The organism is Chthonomonas sp., assembly GCF_035294505.1.
GTDB lineage: Bacteria > Armatimonadota > Chthonomonadetes > Chthonomonadales > Chthonomonadaceae > Chthonomonas.
Map to the genome: position 1 here is coordinate 75,781 of NZ_DATGKU010000038.1, position 16,863 is coordinate 92,643.

Annotated in this window: 14 protein-coding genes and 1 CRISPR repeat array; of the genes, 5 read left to right on the forward strand and 9 right to left on the reverse strand. The window is 56.1% G+C overall.

The window, feature by feature from the left end; translation table 11 throughout:
• Positions 1–10: 10 nt before the first annotated feature.
• The 4 genes from cas4 (at position 11) to VKV18_RS01700 (ending at position 5,563) form a co-directional block, all read left to right on the forward strand.
• Positions 11–619 (forward strand): CRISPR-associated protein Cas4, encoded by a 609-nt coding sequence (gene cas4, locus VKV18_RS01685; RefSeq protein WP_324202492.1) that lies wholly within the window; start codon positions 11–13, stop codon positions 617–619.
• A 320-nt stretch (positions 620–939) separates the two neighbouring features.
• A CRISPR array of direct repeats spans positions 940–1,860; the repeat unit is 37 nt; unit sequence GTTGCAACCTAATCCTGGCGGAGAACAGGACTGAAAC.
• A 315-nt stretch (positions 1,861–2,175) separates the two neighbouring features.
• Positions 2,176–2,664 (forward strand): GNAT family N-acetyltransferase, encoded by a 489-nt coding sequence (locus VKV18_RS01690; RefSeq protein WP_324202493.1) that lies wholly within the window; start codon positions 2,176–2,178, stop codon positions 2,662–2,664.
• 18 nt (positions 2,665–2,682) lie between these two features.
• Positions 2,683–3,588: an alpha/beta hydrolase gene (locus VKV18_RS01695; RefSeq protein WP_324202494.1), complete on the forward strand. Its 906-nt coding sequence runs from the start codon at positions 2,683–2,685 to the stop codon at positions 3,586–3,588.
• Between the two features lies 1 nt (position 3,589).
• Positions 3,590–5,563: a DUF6785 family protein gene (locus VKV18_RS01700; protein WP_324202495.1), complete on the forward strand. Its 1,974-nt coding sequence runs from the start codon at positions 3,590–3,592 to the stop codon at positions 5,561–5,563.
• On the opposite strand, the gene VKV18_RS01705 is transcribed toward VKV18_RS01700, so the two are convergent.
• Together VKV18_RS01705 and VKV18_RS01710 are read right to left on the reverse strand one after the other, a co-directional pair.
• Positions 5,564–5,857 (reverse strand): hypothetical protein, encoded by a 294-nt coding sequence (locus VKV18_RS01705; RefSeq protein WP_324202496.1) that lies wholly within the window; start codon positions 5,855–5,857, stop codon positions 5,564–5,566. It lies immediately after the preceding gene.
• Positions 5,858–5,860: 3 nt separating this feature from the next.
• A complete protein-coding gene (locus tag VKV18_RS01710) occupies positions 5,861–6,715 on the reverse strand; it encodes a hypothetical protein (RefSeq protein ID WP_324202497.1) in 855 nt (284 codons plus the stop codon).
• Between the two features lie 170 nt (positions 6,716–6,885).
• Between VKV18_RS01710 and VKV18_RS01715 the strand changes: the two genes are divergently transcribed.
• Positions 6,886–7,503, forward strand: coding sequence for a DUF1992 domain-containing protein (locus VKV18_RS01715; RefSeq protein WP_324202498.1), 618 nt, complete (start codon positions 6,886–6,888; stop codon positions 7,501–7,503).
• A 458-nt stretch (positions 7,504–7,961) separates the two neighbouring features.
• Here VKV18_RS01715 and VKV18_RS01720 read toward each other — a convergent pair whose 3' ends face one another.
• From VKV18_RS01720 to VKV18_RS01750, 7 genes are all read right to left on the reverse strand, one after another.
• Complete coding sequence (locus VKV18_RS01720; protein WP_324202499.1) at positions 7,962–10,118, reverse strand: S9 family peptidase; 2,157 nt, start codon at positions 10,116–10,118, stop codon at positions 7,962–7,964.
• A gap of 631 nt (positions 10,119–10,749) precedes the next feature.
• Complete coding sequence (locus VKV18_RS01725; RefSeq protein ID WP_324202500.1) at positions 10,750–11,937, reverse strand: hypothetical protein; 1,188 nt, start codon at positions 11,935–11,937, stop codon at positions 10,750–10,752.
• Positions 11,938–11,942: 5 nt separating this feature from the next.
• Positions 11,943–12,515, reverse strand: a complete 573-nt coding sequence (locus VKV18_RS01730) for a zf-HC2 domain-containing protein (RefSeq protein ID WP_324202501.1) — start codon at positions 12,513–12,515, stop codon at positions 11,943–11,945.
• 45 nt (positions 12,516–12,560) lie between these two features.
• On the reverse strand, positions 12,561–13,145 hold the full coding sequence (locus VKV18_RS01735) for a sigma-70 family RNA polymerase sigma factor (RefSeq protein ID WP_324202502.1): 585 nt from the start codon (positions 13,143–13,145) through the stop codon (positions 12,561–12,563).
• Positions 13,146–13,238: 93 nt separating this feature from the next.
• Entirely contained in the window at positions 13,239–14,168 is a 930-nt protein-coding gene (gene hpnK / locus VKV18_RS01740; RefSeq protein WP_324202503.1) for a hopanoid biosynthesis-associated protein HpnK, read from the reverse strand.
• A gap of 23 nt (positions 14,169–14,191) precedes the next feature.
• A complete protein-coding gene (gene hpnJ, locus VKV18_RS01745) occupies positions 14,192–15,664 on the reverse strand; it encodes a hopanoid biosynthesis associated radical SAM protein HpnJ (RefSeq protein ID WP_324202504.1) in 1,473 nt (490 codons plus the stop codon).
• 273 nt (positions 15,665–15,937) lie between these two features.
• Complete coding sequence (locus tag VKV18_RS01750) at positions 15,938–16,675, reverse strand: hypothetical protein (RefSeq protein WP_324202505.1); 738 nt, start codon at positions 16,673–16,675, stop codon at positions 15,938–15,940.
• Positions 16,676–16,863: the final 188 nt, after the last annotated feature.

A 16,863-nucleotide genomic window follows, 5' to 3' on the forward strand; every position in this document is an offset into this window, starting at 1 on the left:
AGGAGAGGCGATGCCACCCCTTTTTGAGCTACGTATTGGCGATCTCAAGCAGTACGCCTACTGTCCTCGAGTGGTCTATTGGAGCTACTACCTGCCCATTGAGAAAGAGAGGACATTTAAGATGGAGTATGGAGCCGAGCAGCACGAGGTGCTCTCGGTGTTGGAGAGTCGGCGTTGTTTGGAGGCCTACGGCATTAAGGAGGGCAAGCGCTTCTTTCATGTGCCGCTGCGTTCGGAGCGGCTGGGTATGAGCGGGCTGCTGGATATGTTGGTGGTGGATGCAGAAGGGGTTTACTACCCGGTCGAGTTCAAGCACACGTCGGGGCCTATCTATGCAAATCATCTCTTGCAGCTGGCAGGGTATGCCCTTTTGGTGGAGGAGCGCTTCGGCACTGAAGTGAAGAAGGGGTTTATCTATCGCATTTCGCCGGAGAAGAGGGAGGGCGTCGGCCTTGAGGTAACGCCGGTGCGGATAACCGCGAAGTTACGACAGGAGGTTTTGGCCTGTATAGAGCAGATTCGGGAGATGGTCGTTCAGGAGCGTATGCCGGAGCCGACTTCTCGGCGAGGGCGTTGTGTAGACTGTGAATTCCGCCGATTTTGCGGAGATGTGGTATAGGGTGGTTGCCCTCTTGATTGGATTGGGTATTAGTTTTAGGAAAGTTGACCGGCTTTGCCTCTCATCGCGGGATTGTGAAGGAAGCTTAACTGTTCCCTCGAAAATCGGCTTTTTGCGGAGGTCGGCGTCCCATTTGCGAACGTGAGACAAGTAAGTTTCTCTCATTTTTCCTTCTGCCTTAGTGCAAAATCGTCTCGATGAGAGTAGCGATTTGCGATGACCTTGCAGGATGGAGGGGACGTGAAAAATTTTTGGGTATTGAGGCTAGGATGAGAAGGAATCAAGCTGATGGTTGGGTAATATAAAAGTATCCGGTCGGGGTTGCAACCTAATCCTGGCGGAGAACAGGACTGAAACTTATCCTGCGGATCGCCACTTCCACCAAACCACGAAAGTTGCAACCTAATCCTGGCGGAGAACAGGACTGAAACCCAACACAACGGATCGGGTAAGGCCTCGAACAAGCGGGTTGCAACCTAATCCTGGCGGAGAACAGGACTGAAACAGTATTCCAGCCTGCTGCAACTGCGCGTTACAGAAGTTGCAACCTAATCCTGGCGGAGAACAGGACTGAAACTTGTTTTTTACCAAACGTTTGGTCAATGGGCTAAAAAACAAGTTGCAACCTAATCCTGGCGGAGAACAGGACTGAAACCCTAATCATCAGCAGATATTTAACTGCTGTTTCTGATGTTGCAACCTAATCCTGGCGGAGAACAGGACTGAAACTGAAACGCAAACGACCCACCTCTGCCGATATATTTCGTTGCAACCTAATCCTGGCGGAGAACAGGACTGAAACAACAACATAAATGCACTCTGAGCGCTTACGTACGCTAGTTGCAACCTAATCCTGGCGGAGAACAGGACTGAAACTTAATATAGCCGTAGAAGGGTTTGAAGAGATATGAAAGTTGCAACCTAATCCTGGCGGAGAACAGGACTGAAACAATTCGGGTTTTGAGACGACGCGCTCAAACGCATTATGTTGCAACCTAATCCTGGCGGAGAACAGGACTGAAACTTGATCGACAGGGTCTTTCAGCGTGGCTAGGCTAGCGTTGCAACCTAATCCTGGCTGAGAACAGGACTGAAACCTGCGGATAACTCAAAACCCGTGCCTGCCCATAAAGTTGCAACCTAATCCTGGCTGAGAACAGGACTGAAACTGCAGTTGCTGGGGGTTATTATTCAGAAACGTTTTGTTGCAACCTAATCCTGGCTGAGAACAGGACTGAAACAACAAAGAACGCTTCCGTGTCAAGGAAGCGCCTCGTGCCGCATCGGAATTTATAGACTCCTCAATCAAAGCGCCCCCTAAGACCGCGCCCACCACAACTCGGCCAAAAACTCCTCAGCCTAGAACAGCCCACCGGCAAACGATAGTGGCGACCCACTCCAAAAATCCGCTCTCCCCTGTCGCCATGCTCCTGCTCTTACCCTCCTTCTTAAAACGCATAGAGGGTGCATCCGTGCTAAAATCGTGCAGGAAACGGCAACGCAATGTTGAAATAATAAAAAATGTCGAAACGCTTCTACCTCAGGAGAAGACACCTATGCCCGATATGTTCGTCAACCTGTTGAAACTCCCGCCCGTGGAGCCGCTCATCCAAAAACTACGCGAAGAGGGCGTGGTCATCCGACGAGCGCATCCCTTTGAAATAACACCCATCCGCAAGTTCATCGAAACCCACTTCTCCACCGGATGGGCCGACGAAGTGACCCCCTGCTACGCCCGACAACCCGTTACCCTATTCATCGCCCTGCGCGAAGGAAAAGTGATCGGCTTCGCCGCCTATGAGGCCACGCGACGAAACTTCTTCGGGCCTACAGGGGTGGCCGAAGCGGAACGGGGGAAACAGATCGGCAAAGCCTTGCTTCTGGCATGCCTTCATGGGATGCGGGAAATGGGCTATGCCTACGGCATTATCGGCGGAGTAGGCCCCGCAGACTTCTATGCCCGCGTGGCCGGAGCCACCCTCATCCCCGATAGCAGCCCCGGCATCTACACCGATATGATTAAAGACGACGAGGACAACTGCTAAACACGAAGGAGAACTGCCATGTATACAAGCGCTCTGAAAGAGTGGGCGGCAGCCGGCAAACACCCCCTTTGGCCAACCTCCGAACCTGCACAACAAACGGAGCCTGCACCCACCCTCCGCGCCCTTTTGCCCTACCCCAGCAAATCGTGCGGGGCCGCCATCATCGTCTTCCCCGGCGGAGGCTATGTTACCCTCGCACCCCACGAGTCAGACCCCGTGGCCGAATGGCTTACCACCCTCGGAATCGTGGGCTTCGTGCTCGATTACCGCCTCGCCTCCCTCAAGGCCGATACCGGAGGGGCCGCTAAATCGCAAGATTCTCTGGGGCAAGGCGCCCTCCCTCCAACCAAACGACCTCCTATGCTCGAAGATGCCGCCCGCGCCGTGCGCACTGTGAGGGCTAACGCCTCCAAATGGGGCATCGCTCCGGATCGCATCGGGGTGCTGGGCTTTTCGGCCGGCGGCCACCTGGCAACCACCCTTGCCACCCACTTCGATGCCGGAAACCCCCACCATGCCGATCCCATCGAACAGGTCTCCTCACGCCCCGATCTCGTCATCGCCATCTATCCGGTGGTGAGCCTTGTGGAGCCTTACGCCCATGCCTGGTGCCGCAAGTGCCTCCTCGGCGATGACCCTCCGCAAGAGCTTCTCGAAGAACTCTCCCCGGAGCGGCGCGTCACCGCTAACACACCGCCTATGTTCCTGGTGCATAGCGTAGATGACGACGGCGTTCCTCCGGCAAATAGCCTGAAGCTGGCCCTGGCTTTAAGTGAGGCGAGCGTGCCCTACGAACTGCATATCTACCAAGGCGGCGGACATGGATACGGCCTTGCACGCCAAACGCCCTACGCGCAAGATTGGCCACGGCGCTGCGCGCACTGGCTGCAAGAGACCGGCTTTATGGAATTGCGGAGAAAATAGCGTGAACGTTGAAGCCTCCTCTTCGCCATCCCGCCGCTCCTCCTGGCGTGCCAGCGGCCTTACCCCGCGCGCCCTCGTTTTAGGGCTGGGGTTCACCGTCCTCTGTGACCTTTGGATCCACTGGGCCGAACTGGTTCTGGGAGAAAGGGGCCATACCGCCCTCGCCAACACCAGCATTCCGGTAGGGGCCTTTAACATTCTGTTCTTCTTGGTGGTCTGCAACCTCGTGCTCTCCAAACTCTGTCGCCCTCTGGCCCTCTCGAAAGCGGAATTGCTGGTCATCTACGTTATGCTCATCGTCTCCACCGTGGTCTCTTCATCCGGAGGCATCCATTTCATCATTCCCACCGTTACCGCCGCGTTTTGGTATGCCGACAGCAGTAACCAATGGGCCTCCAAATTCCTTCGCTACATCCCCGGCTGGATCGCGCAAAAGAACCAGATAGCCCTTAAAGGCTTTTATATCGGCAATGCCCACGTGCCTTGGGCCTTGTGGCGCGCGCAACTGTTCTCTTGGTGGCTTTTTCTGGTGCTCTTCACCATGGCGACCCTCTGCCTCATGGCGCTTCTGCGGCGGCAATGGGTAGACCGCGAGCGCCTCGCGTTCCCCACAGTGGCCGTGCCGTTAGCCGTTATTCGAGAGCCGGCCAACCTGCTGCGCAACGGGGTCTTTTGGATAGGCTTTTTCATTCCCTTCTCCATAGATGTCATGAACACCCTGCACCTTAACCTGCCCGCCTTTCCCTACTTTCCCACACGCACCACCGATCAACCCGACCTCCATAACTACTTCACCTCGCCCCCATGGAACGCCATCGGCTATACCCCGCTCTCCATCTACCCCTTCGTCATCGGGATCGCTTTTCTGCTCTCCACCGATATGACCTTTAGCTGCTGGTTTTTCTGGCTGGTGGGCAAGCTGGAGCTGGTCTTCGGGGCGGCGACGGGCATCAATGCGGGCGCCACCGGCAGCGCCCAAAGCACGTGGCCCTACACCGGCCATCAGGGGGCCGGAGCCTTCATCGCGCTTACACTGGTTGGGCTGTGGTTTGCACGGGGCTATCTAAAAGATGTGCTGCAAATTGCGCTACACGGCGGCCCCGACGCGGAGGAGCCTCTGCCCTACCGGTGGGCCTTTTTAGGCTTCGTGGCGTGTTTGGCAGGAATGATCGCCTGGAGCGTGCACGCCGGCATGCATCTGCTACCGGCCACCCTCATTGTGACTCTAGCACTTGTCTACATTCTTGCCGCCACGCGCATTCGCGCGGAGACCGGCGATGCATGGCTGTTCGGGCCTACGATCACCGCCTACGATGTCATGACCACCACCTTCGGCACCACCTTCTACCAACCGGTAGACCTTACCATTATGGCCTTTCTGCGCAGCGCCATCGCCAGCAACGACCTGCGGTGCATGGCCATGCCCATCCAACTCGACGCCTTTAAAATGGCGGATGTGGTGGGGGTAGACAAACGGCGGATCACGGTGGCGATCGTGATCTCCACCCTACTGGGCATCTTTATCTCTATGGCCATTGCCCTCATGGTGTGGTACGCCTTTGGGGCCGGAGCAAAAACCGACCCGTGGCGCACCTACATGGGGCGTATGCCCTTTGACCAGCTCGCCAACGTGCTGGGCACGCCGCTGAGGCCGGATACGCGAGGAACTATCGCCATAGGAGCCGGCTTTCTCATCACCACCGCACTTATGCTTTTGCGCATGCGCTATACCTGGTGGGCCTTCCACCCGGTGGGCTATGCCATCGCCAACACGCCCACCATGAACCAAATCTGGTTTCCTTTTCTCATCGCCTGGCTCTGTAAGGTGCTTATCCTCCGCTACGGCGGCATCGAACGCTACCGACGCGCCCTCCCCTTTTTCTATGGAGTCATCATCGGCGATTTCCTCGCCGGCGGCCTTACCACCCTCGTGGGGTGCCTTACCGGCATTAACGTCTACCCCATTAACTGGTGATCAATCTGCGTACTCCAAAACCCCGTTTTTGTCGCGCAGAAGCACGGAGGAGGTGGCTTCGGCCGTCTTTAGGGTCAGGGTACTGCCGTCCTCCATATCCAGTTGCAGGGTAGTGCCGGATTGGCGCACGGCCTTCACCGTGCCCCCCGTCGGCAGGTTTTTCGGCACCTCAGAAACCCGAACGGTCATTTTCGAGCCGTCGGTAAACGTTATCTGCAGTTGAACGTCCTGCGGCTGCAGAGAAGCAATGGTTCGGCCCTGAATCACGCTGGTCAACTTTTGATTACGTGCCATTTTCTACTCTCCTCCTGCCTTTACATAGCCTTGTCGAATGGCCTGGTCTTCCGTCATATACTCGCCGCTTTTGGTATTTCCATAATAGCGCGAACCGGGCAGAAAGTACTTTCCCGATCGCGTGTTCACCCACACGCGCACGGCCCCGTTTGGGGTGCTGCCTGAGGTGGCGTCGTTTGTTGTATTCGATGTGCTATCGGGTACCGGGGTTGTGGCCACCGGCGCCGTAGGCCCGCCTCCGGCCCCCGCTCTTCTTGAGGCGGTCTCCGTGAATTGACGGTACTCTTGAGGGCTTAAAGGCCGGTCGGTATGAAAAACCTGCTTGTAGGTGGCGATCCAGTCGGTAGCGATGTCGTGCTGTGCTATGGCCAAATCCATCTCACCGCCACACACCTCTCGATGCAACTCGTTTTCGAGTTGGTCTTTAATATGGGCGTTCCAGGGGTGCGTGATGTAGGACTGAGGCCACAGGTTTTTGATGCTGTTGGAACCGCCAAGCTCCAGACTGATCAGGTGGTCTATCTCGTACTCACCGGGGCGATGATGATAGATGCCGTACTCCTGGTAAACTTGCCGCTTCACCTCAATAGGCACGTTTCTTACCTTGCGCGCATACCCCGGCACGCAGATGTCCTGCACCGTGACGGGCAGTGTATCGCCCGGCGTTAGCTGAGGGTTAGGCAAAAACGACGCATACTGACTTCGGTCAGCCTGCACCACCGAATCGGGCAGACTTCCTAGGCTGGAGAGAGGCGCTTTAGGGTGTCCTCCGCACCCGGCCAGCAAAAACGCGAAAGCCAGGCCACATGCCGTCCACGTCTCGAAACGGCGGGCAAAGTTTAGAAAACCTGTTCTCATTTCCATGGAAACCCTACGTCGAAAACGCCTTCGTTTACAGCAAGAATACCCTAAATCTGTCTGCTTTCCTCCTATCCCGTCTTAACGGCGGTGCTGCGTGGGAAATCGAGCCGGTATGCCTTATGAGGTAACATGTCTCTATTAAACCCATCTTTCTTTAGAGTGTTTTTATGTTCGACCCCGATGTCATCGCGCTCATTGCGGAAAGAAAGATACAAGAGGCCATCGAGCAGGGCAAGTTCGATAATCTGCCGGGAAAAGGCAAGCCGTTGGTGCTGGAGGAGGAGGCGGTGATTCCCCCGCATTTGCGTGTAGCCAATCACGCGCTGCGCAGTGTGGGTGCGCTGCCGGAGTGGGTTCAACTGTTGAAAGAGATCGCAACCCTCAAGAGAGAGATAGCCCAGCTTCGTGTGCAACTGATCGCACAAAGCCGACGACGGCGTTTTGTCTTGAATTCGGCACGCGTGCGGCCGGCCACGCGCGAGGCTTACTTGCAATGGTGTGTTCAGATGCGGGCGCTTTACCGGCAACGCCTCTGTGAGGTGAACCTGTTGGTGCTTCGCTTCTCTCTCGTAGCGCCCTCGTCGCAGGTAGATAAAGCCCTTCCCTATCGCGTTGTTGTGGAGATGGAGGCGTTCGATACCGAGTTCCTTCCGTGTCCTCTTGCGGCCCTCCCCGAGCTGTCTTCGGCAACGCCCTATGAGGAGGCTAAGGCTAACGCTAAGGAGGGCCTGTTGCGCCGCCTTATGCGAATGCGCTACCGCAATCTGCAGAAACCCTCTAAATAGGCAAAAGAGAGCTTAGCATAGAGACCGAGTGCTCGCTTATTGGTTTCCCCTTTCCCTGCAGAGGGAGGGCTTGAAGAGTCGGTAAGAGAGACGCCTGTCATTTCTCGTGAGATAAACACCTGTCATTTCGAGCCGAAGGCGAGAAATCTTGCGTTTCACTTCCCACCAGTTCTGAGGACAAGTACGTGTGCTTTGAAGGGGAAGGGGGTGGGGCTGCAGAAACTGACAATCTCACGGTTCTAGAGCCAATTGACAAAGCAAGCCTGCCTTGCTCGCCCCTATCCCGTCCTTTCGTCTTGTAGACAGCCATGCAGCGGCCAGAGAAAGAGACTATTAAGAGAATAAAACAGGCCGCAAGGGCGCCGTCCGCTAGGATGCTCACCGCTAGGTGCCCTCTCCCCATTGGGGAGAGGGCAGGGTGAGGGGCTGTAAAAGCAAATAGAGAATGTCCGCCTCGGTTAGGAGAGGGTCTCTGTAAAAAAGTCTATCATGGTGTTGTAAAGATGCTCTGCCATACCCTCGAGGCCATGATGCTTGTCTGGATAGACCATCATACGAAACGTTTTCCCGGCCTGCTGTATGGCTGCCGCCAGGCGCATGCTGTTTTGAAAGTGCACATTGTCGTCCGCCGTGCCGTGTATCAACAAAAAATGCCCCTCTAAACGGTCGGCATAGGTTATCGGACTTGAGTGCACATAGCCGTCGGGGTTATCGGCAGGGCGTCGCATATATCGTTCGGTGTAGATGCTGTCATAAAGTTCCCAGTGAGTTACCGGGGCCACCGCAATGGCCGATCGAAATACAGAAGCACCACGCAGAATGCAGAGACTGGCCATATAGCCCCCATAGCTCCAGCCCCAAATACCGATGCGCTTTGAGTTTACATAGGGCAGGCTTCCAAGCCATTTCGCCCCTGCAATCTGATCTTCGACCTCGTAGTGCCCGAGGTTTTGGTAGACGATCTTTTCGAAGTCCCGCCCACGCATGCCCGTGCCTCTTCCATCTACCATCGCGCAGAGGTAGCCCTTCGAGGCAAAAAGCTGTTCAAAGCCGTTGCCACTTCCATAGGCGTCGCGCACCGTCTGTGAACCGGGCCCTCCATACACCGACATCACCACCGGATAGCGTTTGTTGGGGTCGAAATCGGCCGGTTTAAGGAGAGCAGCGTAAAGCTCTAAACCATCAGAGGTTCGAAAGGTATGAAACTCCCAGCTTCCAAGTGGAATGTTTTTCAGTTGCGACATAGGGTTTTCGTGCACGGTGGAGATCGGGCGCCCACTGGCTTGGTGTAGGGTTATTTTGGGTGCAGAAGCGATGCTGGAAAAGGTATCGAGGTAGTGTTGACCATCCGGAGAGAAGAGAGGGGAGTGGGTGCCGGCCTCGTCGCTCAACTGCATCATCTCGCCGCCGCCGTCTAACAGCACGCTGTAGATGTGTCGTTGGGTGGGGTTGGGGCGCGCCGCCGTGAAAAAGGCGATGCGATGCAGGGAATCTAGGCCCACCACGCGGTCTACATCCCAATTGCCGGAGGTGAGCTGGCGCAGAAGAGTGCCCTTGGTGTCGTAAAGATAGAGATGTTGATAGCCGTTGCGGTCGGACGGCCAAAGGAACTGATCGGAGTTCTCAACGAAAAAGACATCGCCGGGCGATTCGACCCATGTAGAGGAGACCTCGCTAAAAAGGGTTTTCGTCTCGCCGGTAGCCGGGTCGCCCAAAAGCAGATCGATTCGATTTTGATGGCGTGGTATTCGCTGCAGAAGCAGTTGGTTTTGGGGCGTCCACTGCATTCGTGCAATGTAGATGTCGGGGTCTGAACCGATAGAAACCCAGCGCGTGGGGGGCACAACGGAGCCATCTAGTCCCTCAAGGGCAATAACCCCTATCTTAACCAGAGGATTTGGGTCACCTGCCTTGGGGTAACGTATGCGCACAGGCTCCATGTGCAGGCGGGAATACTGCGGCAGGTCTATTTCCGGCACCTGGGTCTCATCTATTTGATAGTAGGCTATATGACGGCCATCCGGTGAGAAAGCCCAGCCATCCACAAGGCTCAGCTCTTCTTCATAGACCCATCCAAACCGCCCATTGTAGATAAAGGGCGCAGCGGTATTGGTTAGGCGAAACTCTTTGCCGGATGCGCACTCCAAAAGGTAGATGTCGCCCTGGCGCACATAGCCGATGTGCTTGCCGTCGGGGGCCCACTTCACTCCGTAGTGCTCTTCGGAAGAGGCCAGTACCCGTTCCATTTTGCCGGACGAGATGTCGTAGATAAAGACCTCTTTGTCGCCACGATCCGAGCGCCAATGGGGAATGCGTGCAAAGAGCAACCGGCTTTCATCTGGCGACCATTGATAGCCCATAATTGCCAGCGTGCGCGCCTCGTTCTCTCCGGGAATCGAGACTTTGAGGGCTTCTGGAGGCACCACCATCTTTCGTTCTCCGGTGGTGATGTCGTAGAGCCACACGGTGGTAGTGGTAGAATCGGGCGCATTATCTAAAAAACTAAAACGGCGGCCATCTCGCAGCCAGTGGGGCTGGCGCAGCACGCTGGCCTCGAAGATTCGTTCGCGCGTTATGGCCTCTAACGTGAGTACGGGTACGTTCGTCTCTGCCACAAAATCTCCTCCCTCTGTTACCCGTTATATTGTGCTTATGCATCTATCTTTCCTGCAGGCATCCAAACTCTCCAGCTGCCGAAAGAGCCATTAGAGAAGTCTGCCGATTTCTGCAATACCCCACGTCCGCTCAAGGGTACCCCCTACAGCCCCTCACCCTCACGCTCTCAATGCCCCCACCCCTCTGCCCCTCCCCCTCTTAGGGAGAGGGGCACCTCGCGGTGGGCGTCCTCGCGGACGGCGCCTTTGCGGCCTGTTTGATTTTCTGAATCGTCTATTTGGCTGGCCGCTGCATCGCCGTGCGCTAGCACCTCCCGAATCGGGGGAAAGGACGGGATAGGGGGCGAGCAAGGGAGGCTTGCTTTAAGAATTGGCTCTAGAACCGCGAGACTGTCATTTTCTGCAGCCCCTCACCCTAACCCTCTCCCCAATGGGGAGAGAGGCACCTAGCGGTGGCCGCCTCAGCGGCCTGTGTCGTTTCCTTTATCGCTCATCTCGCTGGCCGCTGCATGGCTGTCTGCAAGACGAAAGGACGGGATAGGGGGCGAGCAAGATAAGCTCATTTTGCTAACCGGCTCTAGAACCGCGAGACTGACAGTCTCTACTGCAGGCCTGACTTGCTAGCTTGGGCTTACTGCAGAGAGTCGGCAACAATGGCGAACTCACCGGGGGTCAGATGACCGATATAGATGATCGCAATGGTGCTGCCGTCGGAAGCACGCTGAAGCCATCGCGCCCCAACACCATGCAGCACGGGAGGTGGGCCGTAACGCGCCCGTGGATTGGGGCGCAGCACACGACGCTCGGTGAGGCTAAAATAGTTAAGGCCCCGACTGTAGCGCAGTACCACACTTGGATTATTCGGAGTGTCGGAAAGCCAAATGCCGCTTAGCACGTAGCCTTCCGGCAGTTGGGTGGGCCTCAGTATAGGGAAGGGCACATGGGGTTGGGCCTCCTCAATGCTGCGAAACTGTGGGCGCTCGGAGGGAAAGAGCGGCTTCACGTCCGCTGCGCGCGGTAAACTCGCCGGAGAGAACATTTGTGGGGTTACACCCGCCTCCGGCCCAATAGCTATATTCACCATATAGGTGGCCGAGATCATCCCACGGGCGTTCCAAACCTCCTTGCGCAACACAATGCCCGTTTGGCGGTCAATCCAGAATTTGCGTTGTGGAATGCCCATCGGTTGTCCGGGCACATTTTCCAAGATGGTTACGATGGCGCAATCGCGTCCGGCAACGTTCTCCTCTCCGGTCACCACGGCCTGCAGACGGCCGCTGCGAATGCCCTGCACCAGTTGGCGTATCTCATTTTGTTCCTGGTTGGTGGGCAAAGTCGCCACATCGAGTCGGTGTGCACGGGCGTGATAGTCAAAAAAGTGTCCGGGTAGAATCAGCATAATGTCGCCGGCGAACTGTGGTGGGGCGAGGTACTGTATGCGAATACGCCCGTGGGTATCGGCCCAAATCTGCTGTTCGGAGTATCTATCGCCGATCTGGGTACGTTGCAAGCCGGAATAGTCGCTGCTTGGATGAAACATCTGCTTTAGAAGCGCGATGGCTTGCCGGTCTACCTGGCTCGACGGCTTGCCTACCGGCCGAAATCGGGGTTGGGTGCCTTTTAGGTGTCGGGGGTGGGGCGCACGATAAGGCTTTTGCGCTGTGGCCGGTCCGTAGAAAAGCAGGAGGCCGCCCAAAAGGGCTAGTATGGCCGGCGCAATTCCACCGCGACAGAGCCAAGAGGCGCCCTTTATTGAAGAGAGCGGACCCAACGGCCCGCTCCCCAGACGGTTCTGTGATTGTGTATGGAGGATGGCCATCGCTGCTACTCCGAACCGTTCCCTTCGCTATCCAGGCTTAGTGGGGCTGCAAGGCGCTCCGCGGTGGGGTCATCTAGCGGGTCGCCGGCTGCGGTAGCCACATGGCGTTCCAAAGCCTGCTGCAGATGCGCGGCCGTGTTGGTGGTATTTGTAGTGTTAGGCGAGGATGTAGAGGTGGGGCGTCCCACCATGAAGAACACCAAAAGCCCCACGGCGGCCAACCCGGCCCCTACAAGCGAGACTCGGCGCAGACTCAAGACGTTCCGTAGCGCCAGCCACTCGTCGCGCCAACGTGCCGAAAAGGAACGCTGTGCTTGGGGCACGGGGCCAAGCGCATCGAGCTGGGCGTGCAGTTTCCGCATAAAATCGTCGGGCGTGCTGTGGCGTTCTACCGAGCGCAACGCACCTACCAAAACCTTCATCTGTTGCGCCTGCGCCGCACATTCACGACAATCGGCGAGATGGCGCTCTACCTCCCATGTTTGGCGGGCCGAGAGGGAACCATCGGTGTAATCCGATAGAAGCCCCTGAATCCGTTCACAGTCTCGATTATCCCAACTGGCAAAAGGTCTATTCATTTTGTTACGATCCCCCATCCTTTACCCAAATCGATCTTACCCAACCTATAGCATTACGTTCAAATAAGGCTCTAGCTTTCGCCGAAGCACCGCACGGGCGTTGAAAAGACGAGACTTTACCGTGCCCAACGGACAGCCGGCAATGGCGGCGATCTCTTCATAGGAAAGCCCTTCCACATCGTAGAGCAGCACCACCATGCGCAGCTTTTCGGGCAGCTCTTGCAGGGCTTTCTCCAGCTTTTCGCCTAGCTCTTTGTTAAGCAAAAGCCGTTGCGGGTCGAAGGTGGCATCGGGAATGTCACGTTGAAGGCCCTCTTCTTCCTCTTCGTTGTCCGGCGAAAGCGAGGTAACCAATCCCTGAGTGCGTTTCGCGCGACGGCTATGATCGATGCAGAGATTGGTGGCAATGCGAAAAAGCCAGGTGTTGAGGCTGGCACGGCTCTGGAAGGAGTGCAGACTCAGATAGGCGCGCACAAAGGTCTCCTGAGTAAGGTCTTCCGCATCTGTTGCATTACGCACCATGCGATAGATGTAGTTGTAGACCTTATCCTTATAGCGCAAGACGATCTCGTTGAAGGCGGCCCGGTCGTTGGCCTTTGCGCGCTGTACCAGCGCCGTATCTGCGTGCATAACACTCCCCGCTGCCGTCATTGCCGGTTCACTCCCGTTTCCAATTCCTGTGCGTTGTTTCTATAGCTTTAGACGTGAGGGGTGCCGGATTGTTCAGCTTTTTATCGTTATGTTGGCGATGGCGTTTTGGGTAGCAAACCGCTCGGCCTCGATATAGGTGCCGGTTTGGAGGCCCAACGTTGTGATCTGCTCGCGCACGCCGGGGTGCAGCAGTGCGTGCAGCTCCACATCCTCCACAGCAGGTGATTGCAACCCCTTGGGCAGCTTTTTGGCGTAGTGGGTGCCCGGATGAAAGTAGATTTCGTTGGTGGCACCGCCTAATCGTTGCAACAGCCTCACCACATAGTCGAGATGCATATTGCCGCTTTGCAGTTGGCCGTAGACGCGATCGCAGTAGAAGAAGGACGGCTGACGATCATTATCGGCAAAAACGGAATGAAGAATGCGGAGGGCACGGCGCCGCAAGAGCCTGAGAAAGAGAGCCGCTCCGATGTTGAGATTCAATCGGTCACCACCGCTGCACCAATGGGTGAGGAACTCCTCGAAGGGGAGGCGAATGCGGTAGACACCGTGAGCGCGACACAGGGAGAGAAAAGAGGTAAGAACGGCAGGGTGGAGGTGCATATGCTGGTGACCATCCGCATGGGACCAAGGCAGCCCGGTGTCGGCGAAGCGGGCGAACTGCGCCTCCATTTCCCTGTAAAGCTCCTTCTGGGCAGCTTTCGAGAGGGCGTATCGCAGACCGACGCGAAAAGGGTCAGCTCCGAAACGTCCGTTCGAGTTAACGAGATGCGGGATAGACTTGGGGGGCAGCAACGCGTGATCGCAAGAGACCACCACATGCAACCCTACGCCCAACGTGGGGTGGTTTTGGGCTATTTGAACCGCCTCATGGAAACCCGGCTCGGCCACCATGAGGCTGGCACTGGTAAGAACCCCCTGCGTGTGGGCGCGCAGCACAGCGGCGTTCACACGGGGGCTTAGGCCGAAATCGTCGGCATTAAGAACGAGAAAACGTTGCACCAACAGCCCTCGGTGGGCGGCATTTAGGCCTGAGAGGCGGAGGGTGTGGACTTCGTTTCACGCTCGCGCTGCCGCACCTGTTCCTTGCGCTCTTTTAGATAGTTGAAGAACTCGCGCCCCTCCCGGAGGCGACGCACAAACATCTGCCGATCGGTAAGCATCTCGGCCACGATACGTGCGATAGGGCCGGGGCGGAAGTAGAACTGGCGATACATGCGCTCCACGGCATCCTCGATCTCGGCGGCGGACATGGTCTCATACTGAAGGGTGGCCACCTGGATGCCGGAGCCGGCCACCAGGCTATCCCGTGCGATCCAGCCGTTGGCGATGGCCTGGTCGTAAAGCTCGGTGCCCGGGTAGGGCGCGGCAATAGAGACCTGAATGGTGTGTGGATCAAGCTCTTTGGCGAAACGAATGGTCTCCTCCACGGTCTCTTTGGTCTCGATGGGCAGCCCGATAATGAAGGTGCCGTGCACCTTAATGCCCAACTTTTTGCAGTTCTTCATAAATTCGCGGGCCATCTCCAGCTTGATGCCCTTTTTAATGCGATTGAGAATCTGTTGGTTACCGCTTTCAAAACCCACCAGCAGCAGGCGCAACCCGTTATCCCGAAGCTGTTTGAGGGTATCGTAGTCCACATGGGCGCGGGCATTGCAACTCCATGTTAGCTTAAGCCGCTTCATGTGCTTGCTGATCTCCACGGCACGGGCGCGGTCTATGGTAAAGGTGTCGTCGTCGAACATGTATTCGCGCACCTTGCTGCCCCAAATGGCTTTGGCCATCTCCATCTCACGCCCCACAACCTCCGGGCTTTTCGCACGGTATTTGTGGCCCCCAATGGTTTGAGGCCAAAGGCAGAAGGTGCATTTTGCGGGGCAGCCGCGGCCGGTATAGAATGAGATATAGGGATGGAGGAGGTAACCGATAAAGTATTTGGTGATGTCGAGGTTTTCTGCGTAGACGGGGAAGACGGAGGGCATCTTATCCCAATCCTCTATTAGCTCGCGATCGGGCGTGCGTCGAAGCGTGCCGTCCGGCTCGCGCCAAGACAGCCCTTTTATCTCCTCCCAGGGTTTACCCTGCGCGAGTTCGAGGCAGGTATAGTCGAACTCATGCCGACATACGAAATCAATCACGGGGTTTTCGCGGAGGGTCTGTTCTGGCAGCACGGCCACATGGGCGCCGATAAAGCCGACTTTGAGGTCGGGGTTCTGCTCTTTCATGCGGCGGGCGCATTCCACATCGTTGGGTAGGGAGGGCGTGCTGGTGTGCATGATAACGAGTTCATAGTCCTTAGCGATCTTCAACACATCCTCCACGGTGATGCCGTGTGGGGGAGCATCTATGAGCTTGCTGCCGGGAACAAGGGCGGCCGGTTGGGCTAGCCAGGTTGGGTACCAAAACGAGGTGATCTCGCGTTTGGCCTGGTATCGCGATCCGGCACCACCATCGAACCCCTCAAAAGAGGGTGGGCTAAGGAACAATGTCTTCTTCACGATAGTCGCTCTCTCCTCTTCATCCCGAAATAGAAACCTTCACTCTAATTAGGATACCCTCAAGAGCGGTCGAAGCGCAACCAAATCGGTCTATTTACTTTTAAAAGTATCTAGGAAGCCGATTGCGGCGAAGCTCTCCATTCCCCGGGAAATGGCTGTTCAAGAAGAAAAAAGAAAGTCAGGCTATAGGCCTGCTTCTGCTTATTCATCACACGATAGCATCTTGCTGCAGAAGAAAGCTTATCTTCTCCAACACAGATGCCGGCGCCCGTCTTATTTGGCGTTAGGATCGATTTTTTCTATTTGTCGGTGTTGTACTATCCACGGTTCAAGCGCTTTCGCAATGGCCAGTTCTACGGCACGCTGCTCGTGCGGCGTTTTGGGGCCACCGCTCACCACCGTGAAGAGCGAGCTGATAAACAACGTCCCGAGTGCCTTCAGCACGTCCTCTTTTGCCGTATCATCCATGGCCAGGTCGTGAACGTCCAAGGCAACCACACGATTTTTCACATCTACAATACGGAAGCTCACCGTACAGGTGGACTTGGTTTTCGGCCCCAAACCCACCCAAATGCTTCGTGAATGCCAAGAGGCCATAGGTACCATTACCCAGTCCGCACCTAAGGCCATGCCTACACGAAGCATGGAGGCCGGAGAGGGGATAAAGTCAAACTTCGGATCGTACTCCTCTGCATTTACCTGTAGCCAAGCTGCCGTGACACGCGCCTCCGGTATCTCCTCGATACCCATTTTATCCAGCAGCTTGTGAAGAAAGTTTTGGGCTGTCTCATGGGAGGTTTTGGTGCCCCACTGAAACGTCCACGGCAATACCGCGATTTTTTCCACTTGAACCGGTTTGACGTCGGTGTCGCCGGTAATTGGGATGGGAGTTCCCGGTGCGGTTGTTGGGTTCTCCGAAGGAGGGTTTGCCAAAGATACGGCAGCGATAAAGAGGAAGCTGGTAACGCCAATGGCCGTTCTTAGTCTCTTAAAAACTTGAAAACGTTTCATCCTAATCTCCTCCTTAAAGTAGGCTATGTGGATGAGGTCATCGAGTGACCTCTATAGTTACAATGCGCTCGGCGCCAAAAAAAGAGGAAAATCAAGGCCTAAGGTGCTAAATTGTTAGAAAGAGGTTGCGAAGCCGCCGTAAAGAAGGTAAGACTCTTTGGGTCTCACGCAGTGAGGCCTTGCTAGCC